Below are 22,242 nucleotides of genomic sequence, written 5' to 3'. Positions count from 1 at the left end.
TATAAATATAGAAAGTAATAATTTTATATACTTAAAACACAGTAATAATGAAGAACTTCATGGACGAAAACTTCTTGCTGCAAACAGAAACTGCGCAAAAGTTGTATCACGAGCATGCGGCTAAAATGCCGATCATCGACTATCACTGTCACCTTATCCCTCAAATGGTAGCTGACGACTACAAGTTTAAATCACTGACTGAAATCTGGTTGGGCGGTGACCACTACAAATGGCGTGCAATGCGTACAAACGGTGTAGACGAACGTTTCTGTACGGGAAAAGATACCACAGACTGGGAAAAATTTGAAAAATGGGCGGAAACAGTACCTTACACTTTCCGCAACCCATTGTACCACTGGACTCACCTTGAACTGAAAACGGCATTTGGTATCAATAAAATATTGAATCCACAAACCGCACGTGAAATTTACGATGAATGTAATGAGAAACTGTCTCAACCCGAATATTCAGCTCGTGGAATGATGCGTCGTTATCATGTAGAAGCCGTTTGCACAACGGATGATCCTATCGATTCATTGGAATATCATATCAAAACACGCGAAAGCGGATTTGAAATCAAGATGTTACCAACATGGCGTCCTGATAAGGCTATGGCTGTAGAAGTCCCTGCAGATTTCCGCAGTTATGTAGAAAAACTGGCAGAGGTAAGTGGTGTTATCATCTCCAACTTTGATGATATGATCGCTGCTTTGCGCAAACGTCATGACTTCTTCGCAGAACAAGGCTGCCGTCTGTCTGACCATGGTATTGAAGAATTCTACGCAGAAGATTATACAGATGCTGAAATCAAAGCTATTTTTAATAAAGTATATGGTGGCGCAGAATTGACCAAGGAAGAAATTCTGAAATTCAAATCGGCAATGCTTGTGATCTTCGGTGAAATGGACTGGGAAAAAGGATGGACTCAACAATTCCATTACGGCGCTATTCGTAACAATAACACGAAGATGTTTAAATTACTGGGTGCTGATACAGGTTTCGATTCTATCGGTGAATTTACAACCGCCAAAGCAATGGCTAAATTCCTTGATCGCCTGAACACTAATGGCAAATTGACTAAAACAATCCTCTACAACTTGAACCCATGCGCCAACGAAGTGATTGCAACAATGCTGGGTAACTTCCAGGATGGTTCTATCCCGGGAAAAATCCAATTTGGTTCCGGATGGTGGTTCCTCGATCAAAAGGATGGTATGGAAAAACAAATGAATGCTTTGTCAGTACTTGGTCTTTTGAGCCGCTTCGTAGGTATGTTGACCGACTCTCGTTCATTCCTATCCTACCCGCGTCATGAATATTTCCGCCGTACATTGTGTAATCTGGTAGGACGTGACGTAGAAAACGGAGAAATTCCGGTATCTGAAATGGAGCGTGTAAACCAAATGATTGAAGATATCAGCTACAACAATGCCAAGAACTTCTTCAAGTTCTAATAGATAGTAGTTACACTATAAAAAAATACCGCTACCAAAGTCGAATATAGCTTTGAGTAGCGGTATTTTTTATTCCTATAGCTGAACTGTAACAACAAAGACTCTTAACAAAAAAGGAGAACCTTTTAAGTTCTCCTTTTAATAATCTTTGTACACCCTCAGGGACTCGAACCCTGGACCCATTGATTAAGAGTCAATTGCTCTACCAGCTGAGCTAAGAGTGCAACATTTTATTTTTATTGCAACGTTGAATTTGTACACCCTCAGGGATTCGAACCCTGGACCCACTGATTAAGAGTCAGTTGCTCTACCAACTGAGCTAAGAGTGCTTAATTCCTCGTTTGCGGTTGCAAAAGTAGGTCTTTTATTTTATTTGACCAAACAATCATGCAGCTTTTTTACTATCTTTTTTTCGTCTTTATTCGAACACATAAAGCTCGGAAGGCGTATTTCGCTTTAAAGCAAGTAGTTGCACATCTTTGCCTACAATAACACCTTTGTTCTTTAATTTCCATTCCACCGTTTTATAAGCCAGCTCCGGGTGATTATTGTCTTTACTTAAATGGCATAACCAGATATATCGCAAATGTTCAGTGATATTTTCCGCCAGAAACTCTGCAGTATCAGAGTTACTCATGTGTCCGGTTTTACTTGCAATCCGTTCTTTCAGATATTGAGGATAAGGCCCCATTTTGAGCATTTCCTCATCGTAGTTGGCTTCAAGTATCAAATAATGGGCTTTACTGATATAATGAGCAGCTGTAGGAGTAATCTCTCCAAGGTCGGTTAAGAAAGAAAAGACTTTGCCATCAATTTCAATGCAATACCCCACATTGTCCGTTCCATCGTGTGGCACTTCAAAAGATTCGATGTGAAAATCTTCCAGCGTCATAGGCTCTTGCTTTTCCAGATAACGAACTGACGAGCTAAGTTTCTCCGTCATACAATAGCTACGATTAATTCCAGCATGAATACGTGCGGTTGTATAAACAGGAATATTCATTTTTTCTCCCAGATTACCTACTGCTTTAATATGGTCAGCATGATCGTGCGTTATAAATACCGCACGAATACTATCCATCAAGATATTATAATCTTTCAGTGATTTTTTGATAGTACGTATGCCGATTCCGGCATCTATCAGTATTCCATAGGTTTCAGTGCCCAGATAATAACAGTTCCCGCTACTGCCACTCGCCAGGCTTATAAATTTTACTTTCATGTTTTATCCTCTTTATTAAAATGCAAAATGCCGTCAACTTTTACAGCAAAGTGACGGCAAATATACATAAAAAAGCAGAGAATTACCGAGAAGCCTCCTTCTTTTTGTCGATGGATTCGGTGATTTTTGCAAATAAGAGTAGCGCTACAGCGGCAATCAGGCCTATAGCAGCAAAGTAATACCATATATAATGGGCATTTCCACTAGCTGCCTCCCATGCTTCCCGCGTCTCGAACAAAGCCGGATCCGGACAATATTTAGTGAGCAGAATTCCCGCCAGACCAAAACCGAAAATGGAAGAAAGGAATGAATGCAAATGACTGAATCCTAAATACATTCCTTCTTCTCCTTTAGGAGCCTGTAAAGAGAAATATTCCAGATAACGCGGTGAAATGAAACATTCGGCAAGCGCCTGCACAACTATACCCGCAATCATCATCAGAGTAATATTGCTCATACCTGTAATAAGATCATTACCCAACAAATTTCCACATGCCATCAGTAATGCCGAAATAGGAATCAAAAACATTCCCACATTCATCGAAGTAATCGCACTGCGTTTGGCCATCAAACGGGTGATAAAACTAACGCAGCAAACCACCACAAACGGATTCACATTGGCAATCCAACCCGGTTTTGCCGTCTCGCCAGCCATACGAATCACATATTTAGGCATAGTGGCATAAAGCTGCTGCTGCACCATCCAGAAACCAGTAACAATCAAAATAAGAATCAATAAACGCCAGTTTGTGATGATTCGCATAAATCCCTGTCCAATCTCATGGAGACTTTTTCCTTCACCTGCCGTATGCGTCGATTTATAAAGAAGAATAACAGCAAGTAAAGCAACTATTGTCATCGCACCGGAGAAATAATTAATATAGATATACGCTTGTTCACCAATGACATTACGCAAAGGATCGATAATCGTTTTACCGGTGAAAGCACCCACATTTACCATCATATAAAATATGGAATAACCACGGGCACGGGTTGCTTCCGTTGTTTCTTTAGCCACAGAAGCGGAGATAATGGACTTAATGAAAGAACCTCCCACCATAAGTACAAACAAAACCGGCACGATGATCCACCGGGTATAGCTATCAGGCAAACCATTAAATTGAGTAGTGGCACCATAACTAACCAAACCGGCAGCTTCCAGTAAAGTGGGCAGTACACCCAACCCTAAATATCCGATGGATAATAAGGAAAATGCTATAATCATTGATTTCCGGAAACCGATCTTGTCAGCATAAGCACCGGAAAAAATAGGAAGCAGATACAATCCACCGGAAAAAAGCCCGGAAATCATACTTGCTTCGAAATCATTAAAACCTAAAATGGAAGATAGATAAATAGTGAGAACGATAAAAACGGCATAATATGCCATACGCTCAAACAGTTCGACTGTGTTGCTGACCCAAAATGCTCTCGTAAAGCCTTTAGCAGCACGCTGAGGGGAATTGTTCATATATTTATATTTTTATTAAAATGTTAATTTGAGACAAAGATACGTTTTTTTGGCTTACTGTCCGTATCTTTGTTCCAAATTAGGTAATTAAAAACTATGATTATAGCTGTTGATTTTGACGGAACGATTGTAGAACATCGTTATCCACGCATTGGTGAAGAGATTCCATTCGCTGTTGACACATTGAAGTTATTGCAACAAGAAAAGCATCGTTTAATACTGTGGAGTGTGCGTGAAGGAGCACTTCTGGACGAAGCTGTCGAATGGTGTAAAGCCAGAGGTTTAGAATTTTATGCCGTTAATAAGGATTATCCTGAAGAGCAGAAAGGCCATCAGGGATTCTCTCGAAAGTTGAAAGCCGACATGTTCATTGACGATCGAAATCTGGGTGGTTTACCAGACTGGGGAGTCATTTACGAAATGATTAAAGAGAAAAAGACGTTTGCAGATATCTATAGCCAAAACGGAGAAGAAGAAAAAACATCCCTGAAAAAGAAGAAAAGATGGCTGCCTTTTTAGGAAGCTGATAAATATCAAACTAATAAAATAGAAATGCACTCTAATCATGTCAGATAAGAGTGCATTTCTATATTCATAAATGATTTATCATTCAACATTGAATCGCAATTTGCTACGCTTCTTTATTTTCCCACTTTTCCCTAAACTCCCATAATTGCTCAATAGTGGGATGAAAAGTCGGATTCTCCCAGTTTCTGGAAATCATTGCAATCAAAGACTCCAAATACGATTTACCATCAATAATGGTAGTACATTTATTGACCTGATATCTTTCTGTTGGATAATTCTTTGTCTCAATCATCTTTTTTGCCCAGTTCAATAATTCCTGAACAGCTTCATTGTCATAAGTATGTTGTGCCATATCTTTAGAATTTTCCGCAAAGATACAAAGTTTATTTATTCATAAATAAAGTTGTTCGTTTCTTTTTACTATAAAGATTCCATTTTAAATTTATACCTTTACGTCCAATATACTCAATTAGGCTAACTAATAGAAACAATAATAATGAAGAAAATTTTCATTTTAGTATGTTCATGTGCTCTTTTGGCAGCATGCAACAATAGCGCGAAAACAAACAAGAGTGCCGGTGCAGACAGTACTTCAATCGAAGTAACCGATATCCATAATGCGGAAAATTCACTTGATTACGAAGGAACTTATAAAGGAGTTTTCCCCGCTGCCGATTGTCCGGGTATTGAAACAACCCTGACATTAAATCCGGACAAAACATTCAGCCTCCATTCCGTATATATCGATAGAGACAGCTCATTTGACGAAAAAGGTACATATACTTTAAAAGACAACCTATTGACTCTTAATGAAGAAGGCGGAGAACTTTCTTATTATAAAGTAGAAGAAAATCATTTACGCAAACTAACAATGGATAAACAAGAAATAACCGGAGAACTTGCAGACCATTATGTTTTAAATAAGAAATAAGGTCCAAACAAATTTTGCTATCAATAGAGAACAAATTCAATATTTTTTATGTTTATATAAATAGATATAAACTTAAAAATAGAACAACTTATGATTTATAGTTTTTTATTTCCCACAAAATCGAATACAACGAAAGTATCTTTGTTGCTATTGGCTGTCCGGATCATCTTCGGTATATTATTAATGAACCACGGTATCCAGAAATGGAGTAACTTCCAGGAGATGTCAGCAGTATTTCCTGATCCGCTTGGAATAGGAAGTCCCCTATCTCTCGGATTAGCAATTTTTGGCGAACTCGTATGTTCGATGGCATTTATCATCGGATTCCTGTATCGCTTGGCAATGATCCCGATGATTTTCACAATGATAGTAGCCTTCTTTGTTGTTCATGCTAATGACGTATTTGCGGTTAAAGAGCTAGCTTTCATCTATTTAGTTGTATTTATATTGATGTATATTGCCGGTCCCGGTAAATTTTCAATAGACCATATCATAGGAAACGAATTGTCACGGCGGAAGTCAAGAGTATACAAAAATTAGAAATAATAGCCCCGATTAATTAAAAAATATTATATTTGCATACACATAAGAGAGAAATTATCAATATTTTTTATTAATCAAAAACATTTTAACATGAAAAGAGGAAAACTGACTTTAGTCGCAGTAGTACTTAGTGCTAGCTTATTATTCAGTTCTTGTGTAGGATCATTTGGTTTATTCAACCGCCTGTCTTCCTGGAATCAATCAGTTGGAAACAAGTTTGTAAACGAACTCGTATTCCTTGCTTTCAACATTGTTCCGGTTTATGGTGTAGCTTACCTGGCTGATGCTTTAGTTATCAACTCAATCGAATTCTGGAGTGGCTCCAATCCGATGGCTAATGTAGGTGACGTAAAGAAAGTAAAAGGAGAAAACGGCAACTACATGGTGAAAACTCTTGAGAATGGATATTCCATTACTAAAGAGGGCGAAACTGCTTCAATGGACCTGATCTACAACAAAGAAGCCAACACATGGAATGTCGTTGCAAACGGTGAAAGCGCTGAATTAGTAAAAATGAACAATGATGGCACTGCTGATTTGTTCTTGCCAAATGGCGAAAAGATGAATGTAACGCTGGATGCTCAAGGCATGCTGGCAGCACGCCAGGCTACAATGAGCAATTTTATGTTTGCCGCCCGCTAAAAATAAAAACAAATACGAAGGAGATGAAACATCATATAGGAGTTTCATCTCCTTTTTCAATCTTATCTTCTTCTATCAAGAATCTTTTGTACTATGAATAAACTACATACGCTTATCTATTCTGTTCTAATCTTCACCTGTCTATCTTGTCAGCAACAAACTCCTCAAACTCAAATAGAACAGACAGCCATCGATTTCTGCGAAGCCTTTTATAATTTCAATTATCCGGTCGCCAAAGAATGGAGCACGCCTTCTTCTCAATCTTATCTTAGTTTCTTAGCATCTAATGTCGGGCAAACCCATCTGGAGCAACTTAAGACACGAGGCGCTGCAAAAGTTTCTGTTATTTCAAGTGAGATAGATGCTAATTTAGAAGAAGCGTCGGTTGTCTGCCAAATCAAAAATGCATTCGTCATTCATCCCATCGGAGGAAAAATGGAATACGTAAGTTCCCTGCAAGATACGCTCGAATTAGTAAGAGTAAATAATAAATGGCTGATTAGAAAGGATATCCCACAGCAAAATGGAAAGCAAAGTCACGACTGAATTTAGGATGAATGATGGGGAAATGCTCTTTCCTCGTTTCATAGGCAGGATTGACAGCTTTCATACCTCCGTCAAAACGCAAAATAAAGAAATCCAAATCCAGGCGGAGACCTAATCCGTAGGCCACTGCTATTTGCTTATAAAACCTATCAAACTTGAAAACCCCTCCCGGTTGATTGGCATAACTCCGGATGGTCCAGATATTACCAGCATCAATAAATACCGCCCCCTGAAACTTCCAGAATAACTTGCTTCGGTATTCAATACTGGCATCCAGTTTAATATCTCCGGATTGATCGAGCAAATTCCCATTTCCTGCAAAAGAGCCCGGTCCCAAATCGCGAACACTCCATCCGCGGACACTATTGGCTCCACCAGAGAAATATTGTTTCTCAAACGGAATAGTCTTCGCATTTCCATAAGGTACAGCTATTCCCACACCAGCATGAAACGCAAAAGAGTTACGATAATCGATTCTGATATTCTTAGCAAAATCAAACTCCCCTTTCAGATATTGAGCATAAGGAATTCCCAGAATAGCGTATTCACCATTACTGTTCTTCCGAATGTTTGCAGCCTTTGACAGAGCATACATTATATTTCCCGCCGATTCGAAATTAAAACGGATGGAGTATGAATTAGAAGCAATCGTATTATTGATAATCGATCCTCCCACGCTATTATAATTATAGCTATATCCCATATTTATAATCAGTCGATCCTGATAATTATACTGGAATATATGGTTCTGTCCTTTATTTATATAGTCTTCTTTAAACCTTTCAGAGATACGGGGCAAATAAAGGAAAGCAATATTTATCAAATCAATACGGTGTTGTATCTTCTGACGTTGTGTCCACTTGTAACTCCAGTTAGCAGAAGCCATCGTACGCAAGAACTCCGGTCGCAACTGATAATTATACTGTAAACCAAACTCTGTTGTAGCCCTGATTTTCCGTTTAAAATCAGAGGAAATGAATGGGAACAGGAAATTAGGAAAGTTGATACTCGTTTCCACTCCATACTCCGTATAGTTATTATTTGAATAGCCTGCCTGAAGCCCGGAAATAACCTCATACGCTCCACGGAATTTTATCATAAACGTTTCCGACCCGCGAAAGAGATTCCTATTCTGGAAAGAAACGGAAGCTGCCGCTCCCAAGTCACCGGCAGAATTGGTTCCCTCTACCTCAAAGGATACCGATTTATGCTTGCTCTTAGTCAACATCACGTAACAATCGAGCATTGTTGAATCTCCAACTTGAGTCTCGATAAAACGGATATTCGTATATTTCAATGCAGACAAACGCCCGAAACTGGAATAAGTTTGCTGCACATCACGCTCATTAAACAAATCGCCGGAAGCAAACCGGAGGTTATCCGTAAGCACTTTAGGACGTAAATAGAGCTTATCCTTATAGTAAATCGGATATCCCTTATAATGAACCGAATCATTGATGTCCACACTGCTCATTGCCGAGGACTGCAAAACATCATAATCCGTAATAAAATTAATCTTATTGATCCAATATTGCCGATGTGCTCTTGCCGAATCATTCGCATGAGCTTTATACATCTGCAAATGTTGAGTCAGATCTACATTATAAGTATTACGAACGGTGTCGGCAGTATATCCGATATAATCCTTATTAAATTTATAGTAACCATTCCGAAGTAACTTATTTGTGATACGTTGCCTGTCCGCATCCAATACATTCACATCAAAATACATTCCTTCCTTCAGCAAACTTCTGGCAGAATCCTGTTTGAGAAGCGCAGCTATTTTAGGATCATAAATATCATATTTGATAGATTGAACAACGTATGGCTTGCCTGCCGTTACGTCATAATAGACTTTGATCTTTTTCTTTTTTACTTTGGTCGAACGTTTCACTGTTGCCGCCATATATCCCATATTATGCACAGCCTTAGTGATCTCTTCTTCAGAGCGTTGTGCTTCGTCCTCGCTATATATTACGGGAGCATCCCCTATTCTTCTCAAGAACTTATTCCCCCATTTGGTCGAATCACGCCCCGATAGATTATATACATAAAGTTGGGTCTTTATCAGACTGAACCACTTGGCATTAGGATTTTGGCGAACATACATGCGCAAGGAAGAAGGCCGTATATTTTTTTGGTCCGTACGAATTTTAACTTCATCCAGCAGATAAGATCCATCCGGCACAAACTTAGTGGTAGTACACGAAGCAAGTGACAAGACAGCAGCAGAAGCAAGCAAACAAAGAAAATTTCTCCTCATACGGTTTTACATCGATAGCATGAAAAATGCGCCTACAAAGATAAATTATATTTTCCGACGGGGAAAATAATTTAAGAAAAAGACGAAGAAAGTAAGGGTAGATTGGAAATATCTTTATAGCTTTGCAAAAGAATATCAAATCTATGGCATCATTAAGTAAAAACAAAATAAAGTATATCCACTCGCTGGAACTGAAGAAAATACGTAAAGAAGAGCGGGTATTCCTGGCTGAAGGTCCTAAATTGGTAGGTGATTTACTCGGACATTTTCCCTGTCGTTTTTTAGCAGCCACTCCCTCCTGGTTTCAGGAGCATCCGGGTATTGACGCAAGTGAACTGGTAGAAGTTTCACAGGAAGATCTTTCACGAGCCAGTTTATTGAAAACTCCCCAACAGGTACTTGCTATTTTCGAACAACCACAATATACTTTGGATCCGGAGGCAGTTCGTTCATCACTTTGCCTTGCATTGGACGATGTACAAGATCCCGGAAATCTGGGTACCATTATCCGTTTGGCCGACTGGTTTGGCATCGAACATATTATCTGCTCGCAGAATACGGTAGATGTATATAACCCTAAGACCATACAAGCCACTATGGGTGGAATTGCCCGGGTGAAAGTACATTATACTTCCCTCCCCGATTTTATCCGGTCGCTCGGAGATACTCCTGTGTTCGGTACGTTCCTGGATGGAAAAAACATGTATGAACAACCATTGTCGGCCAATGGCTTGATCGTAATGGGAAATGAAGGGAATGGCATAGGGAAAGAGGTAGCCACATTAATCAACCGAAAATTATATATCCCCAATTACCCGGCAGGCCAAGAGACATCCGAGTCTCTGAATGTAGCCATTGCTACCGCAGTAATCTGTGCCGAGTTCCGTCGACAGGCTGCATGGAAGTAAAATCAAAAGGATAAAACAAATAAGGAAATAAAGCTTCCCCCTTCTTTTCTGCTTCCTGCAGATACTCATTAAAACATTGGGAAGATTGATTCGAAACACTGGAAAGATTGATTTGAAACACTGGAATGTTTTTTAAAATCATCCCAGTGTTTTTTATTTCTTCCACCTGACTTTCAGAAAGCAGCACAATCACTCCCGGCATCCATTCAACCGATTCAATCTCTTCGGTCAATGGGAACACACCTCGGACAACTCCTTCGTCAGTGATCTCCACTACCTGCTGCTTCATATATCCGACGGCAGGTATCAGCAAATAATGAGAAGCAAAACGTTTCATTACAATCAGTTGTTTGAACGTCTTTGTTGTTGCTTCCTGCGTTGATTCATCTGGCGTTCTTTTCTTTGCTCTATCCGTTCCTTTTGGATATGCTGTTCCACCTGAATCTGCTCCGGCTTCTTCTCACGATGAGTTCCCGTACGACGACGGTTCATCTCTTCCGGTGTCAGACGCTGAATGTCATCTTTATTCTTGTCTATGACCTTATGTAAAGAGTCGGCATTTTCTTTAGTAGCTATCTTCTTCAAAGAATCCGCTTTCAATGCTTCTATCTTATTCAAAGAATCGCGTACAGCAAATGCGAGCGTATCCGTACAATGATAACGAGTCATCATGAAACGGTCGGCCAATACTGCCCCGCCTTTTTCCTGGCTATCCATCGGATAATAAATGAAACCTTTTATTTCTTTCATCGAACCTAATGTGTCTGCAAACAAACGAATTTGTTGCACACCCGGTTCAGTCACCGTTTTCCAATGATTGATCGTATCTTTTTCATAAATCACCTGCATAGCCATAGTGACACCTCTTAAAGAGTCGGCAAGCATCGGCTCCAGGAAACGATACCGCACTTCCCATACCAGTGTATCCCGGTCTTTGTAGTTAGAGTCGGTCGGCAAAGTAAATACATATTGATTATCCATCATTTCACCGGTCAGACGTACCATACGCTGCCACGGCCAGACATCGATGCTATCACCTTGCTTGGTCATTTTCGGTTTCTTATCACGCTTGGCTATCAGGTCGCCAACAAGTTCCTGTTCGTCTTTCAAGCGTTTTTTCACCTTATCATAAATTTTCGATAAAATCTCTGTGTTACGGGTATACCAAACCATGGATGAGTCAAATGCAGCTTGTGTAGTCCCGTATTTCTTGAAAACGGCGTCGATATATAATGCTTTCTTATAGTTCTCACTATAAGGCAAATTATCTCCCATAGACTTTGCCACATGATAATCATACAGCAAATTCTCCATCTTCGATTCCGAGATTACATCACTGGGTCTTTTCACTTTACACCCGGCTACCGCAAACACGAACATGCAGATGAGACACAGATGAAACCGAAATTTATTTTTCATGATCCGTAGCTTCCTTTTTATCTTTATCCAGTGAATGATAAGACTCATTCAAATATTTACTATAAAAGAGTAACAAGGCAATGATACCGCAACTGATAGCGGCATCCGCAAAATTAAAGATCGGACTAAAGAATATAAAATGCTCTCCACCCACAAACGGCATCCATGTAGGCCAGTTTGTATCTATAATCGGAAAGTAAAACATATCCACCACTTTTCCGTAAAACCAGGTAGAATATCCACCACCTTCGGGCATGAAACTGGCAATCTGCGAATGAGTGCTTTCATTGAAAATAACTCCATAGAACACACTATCTATGATGTTTCCCAAAGCACCGGTCAGAATAAGAGCCACACAGACGATATAACCTGTTTTAAAACCTTTCTTTATGATTTTATAGAGATACCACCCTATCAATGCTACCGCAACAATGCGGAATATTGTCAGGAATAACTTACCGAAGATTTCCATACCGAAAGCCATCCCGTTGTTTTCGGTGAAATAGATATAAAACCAATCGGTCACACGTATACTTTCGTGCCAGTACATGTGAGTTTTAATCCAGACCTTGATGATCTGGTCAATAATCAATACGGAAAAGATAACGAGAAGGGCAATTCTCCCCTTCGTGAATAGTTTCTTCATGTGTTTATTATAAGTTAAACATAACGAGCTACAAGTGCCGTGCGTAAACTTTGCGCAGCTACTTGTAGCTCGTTACCTGTAGCCTACTTGCTATCTGTTATTTTTTACCACTGTTCTTTGCTTCAATGCTTAATGTAGCATGAGGAACAGCACGCAGACGCTCTGCCGGAATCAACTTTCCGGTTTCACGGCAAATGCCGTACGTTTTATTCTCAATACGTACCAAAGCAGCTTGTAATCCTTGGATAAACTTCAGCTGACGTTGTGCCAGTCGGGTCGTTTCTTCCTTGGAGAGCGTATTAGCTCCTTCTTCCAATACTTTATACGTAGGAGATGTATCGTCGGTATCATTACCGTCCAGTCCCATCAAACTTTTCTTCAACTGTTCATAGTCACGTTGTGCCAATTCCAGTTTCTCCATAATAATGGCACGGAATTCCTCGAGTTCCGCATCCGAATATCTAGTCTTTTCTGCCATAACTTTACAATTTTAAAAGGTTAATCAATATAGTATTAGTCTTTTATCACGTTCACAAACAATGAGAAATCGTCAAACTCCAACATTGTTCCGTCTTTCACTTCATCTACAAGTTCAAGAGATGTGCCTAAAACCTGGTTACAAATATAAGTATTATATTCATTTACCGCATCATCTGTTTGCGTATTTTTCGAGATTGTTATTTTTATTTTGTCTGTAATCTCGAAGCCGCTTGACTTACGTATATTCTGAATACGGTTCACCAGTTCACGGGCAATACCCTCGCGACGCAGTTCTTCGGTAATGGTCACTTCAAGCGCTACTGTCAGTTTGCCTTCATTGGCAACCAACCATCCCGGAATATCTTCACTAAAGATCTCGACATCCGATGCTTCAATAACAGCTTCCGCACCATCCAGATTTAATGTATACTTTCCGTTTTTCTCCAATTCACCGATGGCTTCCTGTGACATTTCTGCAACAGCAGCAGCTACTGCTTTCATTTGCTTGCCAAATTTCGGGCCTAGCTTTTTAAAGTCACATTTCACTTTTTTCACCAATACACCGGCTGCACCATCAACGAATCTGACTTCTTTTACGTTCACTTCATTCATAATCAGGTTCTTCACAGCTTCGATATGAGCTTTCTGCTCTTCATCTACCACCGGAACCATGATACATTGCAGCGGTTGGCGTACCTTGATATTCACCTTGCGGCGCAATGCCAACACCATAGATGTAACATCCTGTGCCATTTGCATGCGGGCTTCCAGTTCCTTGTCTATCATTTCTTCCTGATATTTCGGGAATTCGGCAAGATGGACAGAAACTACATTGTCGCGTCCTGTTGCTGTAATCAAGTCAGTATACAATCGGTCTGCATAGAACGGAGATACAGGAGCCATCAGTTTGGCAACTGTCTCGAGACAAGTGTACAATGTCTGATAAGCAGACAATTTATCCTGTGTAAATTCACCACCCCAGAAACGTTTACGATTCAGGCGAACATACCAGTTGGACAAATTATCATTCACAAAATCAGAAATCAAACGTCCTGCCTTTGTCGGTTCATATTCATTATAGCATGTATCTACCTCCTTTATTAATGTATTCAATACAGACAAGATCCAGCGGTCGATCTCCGGACGTTCTGCCATCGGTACATCCGCTTCTTTATACTCAAATCCGTCTACATTCGCATAAAGCGCAAAGAATGAATACGTATTATATAAGGTACCGAAGAATTTACGGCGAACCTCTTCCACTCCTTCAACGTCAAATTTCAGGTTATCCCATGGAGAAGAATTGGTAATCATGTACCAACGCAACGGGTCGGAACCATACTTTTCAATCGTAGTAAACGGATCGACAGCGTTATTCAAACGCTTGGACATCTTGTTACCGTTCTTATCGAGTACCAAACCGTTAGAGATAACAGCTTTGTAGGACACGCTGTCAAATACCATGGTAGCGATAGCATGCAAGGTAAAGAACCAACCACGAGTCTGGTCTACTCCTTCTGCGATAAAGTCAGCCGGATATACCTGACGGTTATCCAACAGTTCTTTATTTTCGAACGGATAATGGATCTGCGCGTATGGCATAGCACCCGAATCGAACCATACATCAATCAAGTCTGATTCACGCTTCATCGGTTTGCCGTCTTTCGATACCAATATGACGTCGTCTACATAAGGACGGTGAAGATCAATCTTATCATAATTTTCTTCCGAATATTGACCCGGCACGAAACCTTTATCCTTGTATGGATTGGATTTCATAAATCCGGCAGCTACCGATTTCTCGATTTCATTATAAAGTTCTTCTACAGATTCGATGCATATCTCATCCGTATTATCTTCTGTACGCCAAATAGGTAATGGAGTACCCCAATAACGAGAACGGCTAAGGTTCCAGTCATTCAGATTTTCCAGCCACTTGCCGAAACGGCCGGTTCCGGTAGATTCCGGTTTCCAGTTGATGGTTTTATTCAATTCCATCATTCGCTCCTTGCAAGCGGTAGAACGGATAAACCAGCTATCCAATGGATAATAAAGCACCGGTTTGTCTGTACGCCAGCAGTGCGGATAGTTGTGGACATGCTTTTCTATCTTGAAAGCCTTGTTGTCTGCTTTCATCATCATGGCAATGACAATATCCAAAGATTCGGCAGCTTGCGCAGCTTTCTCATCGTATTTGCCATCCACCATAAATTGAGGATCATAAGCATTTTTCACCCATGCACCCTGATATTCTTTGTATTTATCTACATCAACACATTCTTTTACGAAATTCTCATCCAGCTCATTCAACAGATAGAATTTACCAGTTAAATCCACCATCGGACGAGTTTCTCCTTTCTTATTAATCATGAACAATGACGGGATTCCTGCAGCACGTGCCACATTCGCATCATCCGCACCAAATGTAGGTGCAATGTGAACGATACCTGTACCGTCTTCTGTCGTTACATAATCACCCGGTATCACACGGAAAGCCTTATCACTAGGCTTCCAGTTGCCATCTTCGGATACCTCAACCGGTTTCACCCAAGGGATCAACTGCTCATATTCCATACCGACAAGATCAGTACCTTTATATTCGGCAATCACTTTAAACGGTACAAGTTTATCTCCGGCTTTGTAGTCCTCCAATTTCAGATCAGCAGCTTTTGCATTGAAGTGTACATTCAATAAAGCTTTTGCCAGAACAACCGTGATAGGTTCTCCGGTATAAGCGTTGTAAGACTGTACAGCCACATAGTCAATTTTGGGTCCCACACAAAGAGCCGTATTTGAGGGCAATGTCCATGGAGTAGTTGTCCAAGCGATAAAATAAGGAGTTCCCCATTCCGTCATTTCCGGTTTAGGATTCTTCATTTTAAATTGGGCAACGGCCGTTGTATCTTTTACATCCCGATAACAGCCCGGTTGATTCAACTCATGTGAGCTCAATCCTGTTCCTGCAGCCGGTGAATACGGCTGGATCGTATATCCTTTATACAACAATCCTTTTTTATGCAGTTGCTTCAATAGCCACCATAATGTCTCAATATAGCGATTATCATACGTGATATAAGGATGTTTCATATCCACCCAATATCCCATCCGATGAGTCAGGTCTTCCCACTCCTTGGTATATTTCATCACGTCTTTCCGACAAGCCGCATTGTAGTCGGCAACAGAGATTTTCTTACCAATATCTTCTTTTGTGATACCTAATGCCTTTTCTACACTTAGTTCCACAGGCAGTCCGTGCGTATCCCATCCGGCTTTACGCTTCACCTGATAACCCTTCATCGTTTTGTAGCGACAGAAAATGTCCTTAATGGTACGAGCCATTACATGGTGAATACCCGGCATACCATTAGCCGAGGGAGGTCCTTCGAAAAACACGAACGAAGGACAGCCATCACGTTCTGTCATACTCTTGGCGAAAACCTGGTTCTCGTCCCATTTCTTCAGCACATCTTTGTTCACCTGCGAAAGGTCAAACTGCGAATATTCAGTAAATCTCTTACCCATAGCTGTCTACGATTTTACTATTTACAATTTACAATTTGAGGGGTATCCCCATTTTTAAGGGTGCAAATTTACAAAAACATTTGTTTAGTTGAGCAAAAAGCTAGGACTTTTAATCGGATTCGTGTGAAGTTAACGATTATAAACCGCCTACAGCCTAAACAAAACAGGTATCTCCTTGTTTTAGTGGGAAACCTAAAAGCACTTTAACTTATGAATTACGGTATTAGCATTTTATTCAGAGCAATCCCTTTGGCGATGGCTATTTTTTGCTTCGGATACGGAGCGTTTATTTATGGTTATGGAGATGACGGGAGTCGTGTTGTGGCCGGTCCTGTTGTGTTTTCACTCGGTATGATATGCATTGCACTGTTTTGCACGGCTGCCACTATCATCCGGCAAATCATACATACTTATAATAAATCGGCCAAATACGTTTTGCCGATCATAGGCTATCTGGCAGCCATCATTACTATTATTGGAGGCATCTGCATTTTCAGTAATGCCGCTTCCACTTCAGCATTTGTTGCTGGGCATGTTATCACCGGCGTTGGATTTATTACCACTTGTGTAGCTACCGCCGCCACCTCTTCTACCCGATTCTCTTTAATTCCGGGAAATTCAAAAGCAACAAGTAATGAAGTTCCGGAAGGAGCTTTTTCCCTTAATCAGAGACGGGCATTGGTAATTGTTGCCATCATCGTTTCGCTGATCGCATGGATATGGGCATTTGTATTATTGGGCAACAGTCATTCTCATCCTGCTTATTTTGTGGCGGGGCATGTAATGGTCGGTCTGGCATGTATTTGTACCAGTTTGATTGCACTGGTAGCTACCATAGCACGCCAGATACGTAATGATTATTCAGAAAAAGAACGGAATAAATGGCCGAAACTGGTTTTATTAATGGGATCTATCTCTTTTGTATGGGGATTATTCGTGATTTTGGCAGATTCCGGAAGTGCAAACGGTACCACCGGATATATTATGCTCGGGTTGGGGTTGGTATGTTACAGTATTTCCAGCAAAGTAATCCTGCTGGCTAAGATATGGAGGCAAGAGTTCAAATTAGCCAACCGTATTCCTATGATTCCGGTATTAACGGCATTAACTTGTCTGTTCCTGGCGGCTTTTGTATTCGAGCTTGCCACTATACATGCTGATTATTTCATTCCGGCACGTGTTTTGGTAGGTCTCGGAGCTATTTGCTTTACGCTGTTTTCTATCGTTAGTATATTGGAGAGTGGCACGTCTTCCAAATAAAAAAGTATTCTATAAAAAGGGCGTCACTATATGCCCCGGATAGTGACGCTATCCAAGGCATATAGTGACGCTATCCGGACAGCATAGCGTCACTCTTTTTATTTCTTGTATCTCACCTCATACAGGTCATTCCTGCGGTCTTTCAAATTGCGTACACTACCATAAGTATGCAGCTCGTTCAGCAAATCCAGGTCAACATCCGATACCAAAATCATTTCGGTGTTAGGAGTTGCCTCTGCCCTCTTTCCGTCTGTTGGAAAAGCAAAGTCGCATGGGGTAAATACCCCCGATTGAGCATATTGAATATCCATATTGTGCACACGGGGAAGATTTCCGACACTTCCGGCAATGACCACAAAACATTCATTCTCGATGGCACGTGCCTGCGCACAAACACGAACACGGGAGTAGGCATTCTGGGTATCTGTCAGGAAAGGAACAAATAATATCTGCATTCCCTGATCTGCCATCAGGCGGGAAAGTTCGGGGAACTCGACATCATAGCAGATCAAAACTCCAATCTTTGCACAGTCCGTGTCAAAAGTATTCAGAAGTTTACCACCATTAAGTCCCCAGCTTTTTATTTCATCGGGAGTGACGTGTAATTTCTCGTACATTTCGTAGGTTCCATCCCGTCGGCAAAGGAAACCTACATTATAAAGTAGCCCATCCTCTTTTACGTATGGCATACTTCCGGTTATAATGTTGATATTATAGCTAATAGCCAGATTCATAAACCGTTCCCGAATTTCATCCGTATACTTTGCCAATCCGCGAATAGCCTGCGATTCTCCTTTATCGTTATACTTCGACATCAAAGGAGCATTGAAGTATTCCGGGAAAAGAACAAAATCACTTTTATAATCGGAGACTGCATCCACAAAGAATTCTACTTGTTCGAACAGGTCATCCAACGTTTTATAACTACGCATCTGCCATTGCACCAGTCCTACGCGAACCGTAGTTTTGGGACTGATATATTCCTGTGTAGGTGGCTGATAATAGATATTATCCCACTGGAGCAAACAAGCATAATGTTTCGATTCTTCATCATTCGGCAGATAATTAGTCATTACCTTACGAACGTGAAAATCATTCGACAACTGGAAAGTAAGTACCGGATCATAAATCTCGCGTTGACGTACCCGTTCGATATATTCTTTCGGACGCATTTTGTCAGCATATTTATGATAATTCGGGATACGTCCGCCAAACATAATCGCTTTCAGATTCAATGTTTCGCAAAGCTCCTTACGATATTCATACATACGACGTGCGAGACGCAAACCACGATAGCCCGGGTGGATAAATACTTCAATGCCATACAGGATATTTCCTTTGGGATTATGTGTATTGAATGTTTCCTTACCCGTCACTTGTGCATACGTATGGTCGTTCTTTACTTTATCATAATCAACAATGATAGAAAGAGCACAACCAACTATTTTATCATCGACTACTGTGACAATCTGACCTTCCGGAAAAATCTTAATTAACTTCTGGATCTGCTCACGAGTCCAAAACACATCGCTACCATCTGAATAGACGCGGGTAAACGACTGGGATAACTGTACATAATCTTCTATTTGCAGATTGCGTATCTGCACTTTATTAATTTTTATCGGATGTTGTTCCATAACAATACGTGTTTTATAAAAGATAGTGCAAAGGTATAGCTATTCCTTTAATTGTGTTTTCAAACCAAGAAAAATTTAACAATAGTATTTTATGTAAATTGAGTTATTCAATTCAAACTTATCTGCTTTGACATTACTCTAACTCTAATATTTCTTTTACCTCACCTTCTCCTACATGCTTTCGTCCTTCTCCAAAAGTAAACTTGGTGCCTTCAGAAAAATTATCTCCTAAAGCTCTTCTAATAAGAAAAGCTATTTCAACTATCCCCTCATCTCCGGGATAAAAATATTCCCTATCAAGCAAAGTTATTTGACCAGAAGTTTTTGTCTCCTCAATAAAATCAAATAAAGGGCGGTAACCACTAGAAAATGGAGTTCTACGACCATCCTTATATAACCTTATACTAGCTATAATTCTAATCATAATAGTAGCAATATAAAAAAATAATCAGCTAATTTGTGAGAATTAAGAATAGCAAACAATGTTAGCTATAAGTTTATTCATCAAAGTTAGTCTAATAAATTGAAAAACAAAAGTATCTTTTACACAAATATATATTTTATTATACTATCTATTTTATGCATTCTTTTTCAGTAAATTCCAAAGGTGAAGAAGCACTCCTTCACCTACAAAATACTTATTCACAGGTAATTCAGAAGAAAGATGAAGGAGTAGATAAAAAATGTTTCTTATATATAGAGAATGCTGCTTAAACAGAAAGAGAAAAAAGCAGTGTTTTAAGAGAAGGAAAGCGGTGCTTTAAGTAGGCTAAAGCAATGCTTTAGCTGCGGGAAATAGCTGTTTTTATTTGATTCTGCTTCTTCTATCCACTTCTCTCTAGTCTGGAAAATTCTAAAGATAAAACGATTAGATTTTCCAAAGGAATCTTTTTTAAGCCAGAAACCGATATGAGAAGTCATAGAATCAACTTTTGAATCATTTTCATATAGGATGCGTATATAAATACTATCTTTGCGAATATCAATCATAAATAAAAGAGTACCTCAAAAGGTAAAGAAAAGATATGAATTCCAACAAATTCTCCTATCAAGGACAAATCGAGACAATTCTTCATTATCTAAATTCCATGATACAAAAGAATTGGACAGGTAAAACTGCCGATGAGTTCAATCGTTTGATATCCATACCTGAATTAGCTAAAATGGCATGTATGTCTGTTCGTAATCTTCAGCTGATGTTTAAAGTTTACACTAGCGAAACATTACATCAATATATCATTCGTACACGCATGGAATATGCCCAGCAATTACTCAAAGATAATAAAAAAAGTATAGCTGAAATATATGAATATATTGGATTTGCTAACCAGTCAGCTTTAAATAATACACTTCAAAAAAAATACAATCTCACTCCTCGAGAACTACAAAAGAAATTATTGGAAACAAGTCATACTTATCCTTCATATATTTCTCCTTACCGCATAGTGGAATCAGAAACAATACCTGTCTTATTTTTATCTTATATTGGCAATTATGACACTTGTAGCACAGTTGCTTTTGAGACATACACTTGGGACTGCCTATATGAATATGCAAAAGAAAACTCTTTATTGCCAGATAAAGAAGATTATTGGGGGATAGCTTATGATGACACGGACATTACCTCATTAGAAAAATGCCGTTTTTACGCTTGTATAGCTATTCAAAAAGGAATAAGATCCAATCCCCCTCTTACTAGTCCAATAAAACACATGGATTTACCTCAAGGTACATACGCAGTTTATATCCATCAAGGAGATTATGCATTGTTAGATGCCTTTTATGAGACAATATTGAAACAATTACCGCAATTTTATAGCTTAGGAGAAACTCCAATCCTGGAACATTACTTGAACTCTCCCACCGACACAGATGTGAAAGAGCTTCTTACTGAAGTTTGGATTCCAATCGTTAAATAATTTTGTATAAGGGCGATATTTCACCCTTATACAAAATTAGTAGCTATCATGCCTGATATACACTTTCTATCAAAGACTTAGGACAATATCCGAGGATGTCAATAGAAATTTTCTCGGCTTCTTCTTTTGAGATGTTATCATTAACGATATAGTTCCTAAATACATTTTCCTTTTCTTTATATGCATAAGATGAAAGCAGCGGTCCTACCATCGTTCGTAATTGCAAGTTTTTAAAATCGTCACTTTGCTTGTCACTTAGACCAACACGTGTAGAATGCATGATGATTGATTTACTTTCTCCATCACGGCAATCTTTAACAGCTTCTTTTAAAACAGATTCTTTTTCCAAAGTATCATAATCTACATTCTTATCCTCAACAATAAATTTTAAAACATTATTCGGTCCAAATTTAATTGTGCCATCATCAAACTTAGCACTTCTTATTAAGATGCCATAATATGCATTAACGTCATCAGATAAACAAATATCAATACCTCCTCTTGTTCCACCTTTAAATTTTGAATTCTTTGTTATACCTGTACGATGAACATAAAATCTTCCATAATTATTTTTTTGCAGTTCATTTCCATGCACAAACTCATCATTAAATTTTGCATCTTTAAAATAAGCTTCTACTTCAATTGGGTAAATCCGTAGCCCATTATTTAGTTCAAACATATAGTTTGTGACTATTAGTTTATTAATTACTTGAAGCTGTTTCTCTATTTCCTTAAAATCAATACATTGCATTAAAACTGCAATTTCCTTTTTCAAAGTATCCATAATTATTATAGTATTAATATTTCTTTGGGTAAAGATAATCTTTCTAGTAAAGAGTTGTGCCGAATAT

Annotated in this window: 22 protein-coding genes and 2 tRNA genes; 9 read left to right on the top strand and 15 right to left on the bottom strand. The window is 39.3% G+C overall.

Annotation, left to right across the window (positions count from 1 at the left end):
• The first annotated feature begins 47 nt into the window (after positions 1-47).
• Entirely contained in the window at positions 48-1,454 is a 1,407-nt protein-coding gene (uxaC, locus tag DXA54_RS01195; RefSeq protein ID WP_004295898.1) for a glucuronate isomerase, read from the top strand.
• A gap of 151 nt (positions 1,455-1,605) precedes the next feature.
• On the opposite strand, the gene DXA54_RS01190 is transcribed toward uxaC, so the two are convergent.
• The 4 genes from DXA54_RS01190 to DXA54_RS01175 form a co-directional block, all read right to left on the bottom strand.
• Positions 1,606-1,678: transfer RNA gene (locus tag DXA54_RS01190), tRNA-Lys, on the bottom strand.
• Positions 1,679-1,710: 32 nt separating this feature from the next.
• Positions 1,711-1,783, bottom strand: a tRNA-Lys gene (locus DXA54_RS01185).
• Positions 1,784-1,872: 89 nt separating this feature from the next.
• On the bottom strand, positions 1,873-2,676 hold the full coding sequence (locus DXA54_RS01180) for an MBL fold metallo-hydrolase (protein ID WP_004295897.1): 804 nt from the start codon (positions 2,674-2,676) through the stop codon (positions 1,873-1,875).
• 82 nt (positions 2,677-2,758) lie between these two features.
• On the bottom strand, positions 2,759-4,147 hold the full coding sequence (locus tag DXA54_RS01175; protein WP_004295896.1) for a peptide MFS transporter: 1,389 nt from the start codon (positions 4,145-4,147) through the stop codon (positions 2,759-2,761).
• A gap of 96 nt (positions 4,148-4,243) precedes the next feature.
• On the opposite strand from DXA54_RS01175, the gene DXA54_RS01170 reads away from it, so the two are divergent.
• A complete protein-coding gene (locus DXA54_RS01170; protein WP_004295895.1) occupies positions 4,244-4,666 on the top strand; it encodes a BT0820 family HAD-type phosphatase in 423 nt (140 codons plus the stop codon).
• Between the two features lie 112 nt (positions 4,667-4,778).
• Here the strand turns inward: DXA54_RS01170 and DXA54_RS01165 are convergent, their stop codons facing one another.
• The gene (locus DXA54_RS01165; RefSeq protein ID WP_004295894.1) at positions 4,779-5,027 is read right to left on the bottom strand and encodes a DUF6965 family protein; all 249 of its coding nucleotides are present in this window, start codon (positions 5,025-5,027) and stop codon (positions 4,779-4,781) included.
• A gap of 144 nt (positions 5,028-5,171) precedes the next feature.
• On the opposite strand from DXA54_RS01165, the gene DXA54_RS01160 reads away from it, so the two are divergent.
• The 4 genes from DXA54_RS01160 (at position 5,172) to DXA54_RS01145 (ending at position 7,337) form a co-directional block, all read left to right on the top strand.
• The gene (locus DXA54_RS01160; protein WP_008647909.1) at positions 5,172-5,606 is read left to right on the top strand and encodes a copper resistance protein NlpE; all 435 of its coding nucleotides are present in this window, start codon (positions 5,172-5,174) and stop codon (positions 5,604-5,606) included.
• Between the two features lie 90 nt (positions 5,607-5,696).
• Entirely contained in the window at positions 5,697-6,146 is a 450-nt protein-coding gene (locus DXA54_RS01155; protein WP_004295892.1) for a DoxX family protein, read from the top strand.
• Between the two features lie 93 nt (positions 6,147-6,239).
• Positions 6,240-6,791, top strand: coding sequence for a DUF3332 domain-containing protein (locus DXA54_RS01150; protein WP_008647911.1), 552 nt, complete (start codon positions 6,240-6,242; stop codon positions 6,789-6,791).
• Between the two features lie 93 nt (positions 6,792-6,884).
• Positions 6,885-7,337, top strand: a complete 453-nt coding sequence (locus DXA54_RS01145) for a hypothetical protein (RefSeq protein ID WP_008647912.1) — start codon at positions 6,885-6,887, stop codon at positions 7,335-7,337.
• Here the strand turns inward: DXA54_RS01145 and DXA54_RS01140 are convergent.
• Entirely contained in the window at positions 7,291-9,600 is a 2,310-nt protein-coding gene (locus DXA54_RS01140) for a BamA/TamA family outer membrane protein (RefSeq protein ID WP_120078836.1), read from the bottom strand. The genes DXA54_RS01145 and DXA54_RS01140 overlap by 47 nt on opposite strands.
• 143 nt (positions 9,601-9,743) lie before the next feature.
• Between DXA54_RS01140 and DXA54_RS01135 the strand changes: the two genes are divergently transcribed.
• Positions 9,744-10,508: a TrmH family RNA methyltransferase gene (locus tag DXA54_RS01135; protein ID WP_008647918.1), complete on the top strand. Its 765-nt coding sequence runs from the start codon at positions 9,744-9,746 to the stop codon at positions 10,506-10,508.
• Here DXA54_RS01135 and DXA54_RS01130 read toward each other — a convergent pair.
• The 5 genes from DXA54_RS01130 to ileS all read right to left on the bottom strand — a co-directional run bounded on the left by DXA54_RS01130 (position 10,459) and on the right by ileS (position 16,575).
• On the bottom strand, positions 10,459-10,845 hold the full coding sequence (locus DXA54_RS01130) for a hypothetical protein (RefSeq protein ID WP_032852494.1): 387 nt from the start codon (positions 10,843-10,845) through the stop codon (positions 10,459-10,461). The two genes, DXA54_RS01135 and DXA54_RS01130, sit on opposite strands and share 50 nt — an antisense overlap.
• A 5-nt stretch (positions 10,846-10,850) precedes the next feature.
• Complete coding sequence (locus DXA54_RS01125) at positions 10,851-11,927, bottom strand: DUF4296 domain-containing protein (protein WP_008640156.1); 1,077 nt, start codon at positions 11,925-11,927, stop codon at positions 10,851-10,853.
• Positions 11,917-12,573: a lipoprotein signal peptidase gene (locus DXA54_RS01120; RefSeq protein ID WP_008647922.1), complete on the bottom strand. Its 657-nt coding sequence runs from the start codon at positions 12,571-12,573 to the stop codon at positions 11,917-11,919. Before DXA54_RS01120 ends, DXA54_RS01125 begins: the two co-directional genes overlap by 11 nt.
• 97 nt (positions 12,574-12,670) lie before the next feature.
• Positions 12,671-13,051 (bottom strand): TraR/DksA family transcriptional regulator, encoded by a 381-nt coding sequence (locus tag DXA54_RS01115; protein ID WP_004295883.1) that lies wholly within the window; start codon positions 13,049-13,051, stop codon positions 12,671-12,673.
• 35 nt (positions 13,052-13,086) lie between these two features.
• On the bottom strand, positions 13,087-16,575 hold the full coding sequence (gene ileS, locus DXA54_RS01110) for an isoleucine--tRNA ligase (protein WP_004311814.1): 3,489 nt from the start codon (positions 16,573-16,575) through the stop codon (positions 13,087-13,089).
• 210 nt (positions 16,576-16,785) lie between these two features.
• Between ileS and DXA54_RS01105 the strand changes: the two genes are divergently transcribed.
• Positions 16,786-17,835: a DUF2776 domain-containing protein gene (locus DXA54_RS01105; protein ID WP_120078835.1), complete on the top strand. Its 1,050-nt coding sequence runs from the start codon at positions 16,786-16,788 to the stop codon at positions 17,833-17,835.
• A 98-nt stretch (positions 17,836-17,933) separates the two neighbouring features.
• On the opposite strand, the gene DXA54_RS01100 is transcribed toward DXA54_RS01105, so the two are convergent.
• From DXA54_RS01100 to DXA54_RS01090, 3 genes are all read right to left on the bottom strand, one after another.
• Positions 17,934-19,472, bottom strand: coding sequence for a carbon-nitrogen hydrolase family protein (locus DXA54_RS01100; RefSeq protein WP_004295880.1), 1,539 nt, complete (start codon positions 19,470-19,472; stop codon positions 17,934-17,936).
• A 133-nt stretch (positions 19,473-19,605) separates the two neighbouring features.
• Positions 19,606-19,896: a hypothetical protein gene (locus DXA54_RS01095; protein ID WP_120078834.1), complete on the bottom strand. Its 291-nt coding sequence runs from the start codon at positions 19,894-19,896 to the stop codon at positions 19,606-19,608.
• Between the two features lie 314 nt (positions 19,897-20,210).
• Entirely contained in the window at positions 20,211-20,462 is a 252-nt protein-coding gene (locus DXA54_RS01090; RefSeq protein WP_243647625.1) for a hypothetical protein, read from the bottom strand.
• Between the two features lie 98 nt (positions 20,463-20,560).
• Between DXA54_RS01090 and DXA54_RS01085 the strand changes: the two genes are divergently transcribed.
• On the top strand, positions 20,561-21,391 hold the full coding sequence (locus DXA54_RS01085; RefSeq protein ID WP_233525029.1) for a GyrI-like domain-containing protein: 831 nt from the start codon (positions 20,561-20,563) through the stop codon (positions 21,389-21,391).
• A 46-nt stretch (positions 21,392-21,437) separates the two neighbouring features.
• Here DXA54_RS01085 and DXA54_RS01080 read toward each other — a convergent pair whose 3' ends face one another.
• Positions 21,438-22,175 (bottom strand): hypothetical protein, encoded by a 738-nt coding sequence (locus tag DXA54_RS01080; RefSeq protein WP_120078857.1) that lies wholly within the window; start codon positions 22,173-22,175, stop codon positions 21,438-21,440.
• Positions 22,176-22,242: the final 67 nt, after the last annotated feature.

The sequence above is a fragment of the Bacteroides sp. OF03-11BH genome, assembly GCF_003604005.1.
Taxonomy (GTDB): domain Bacteria; phylum Bacteroidota; class Bacteroidia; order Bacteroidales; family Bacteroidaceae; genus Bacteroides; species Bacteroides ovatus.
This window is presented reverse-complemented; position numbering and strand designations above follow the sequence as displayed.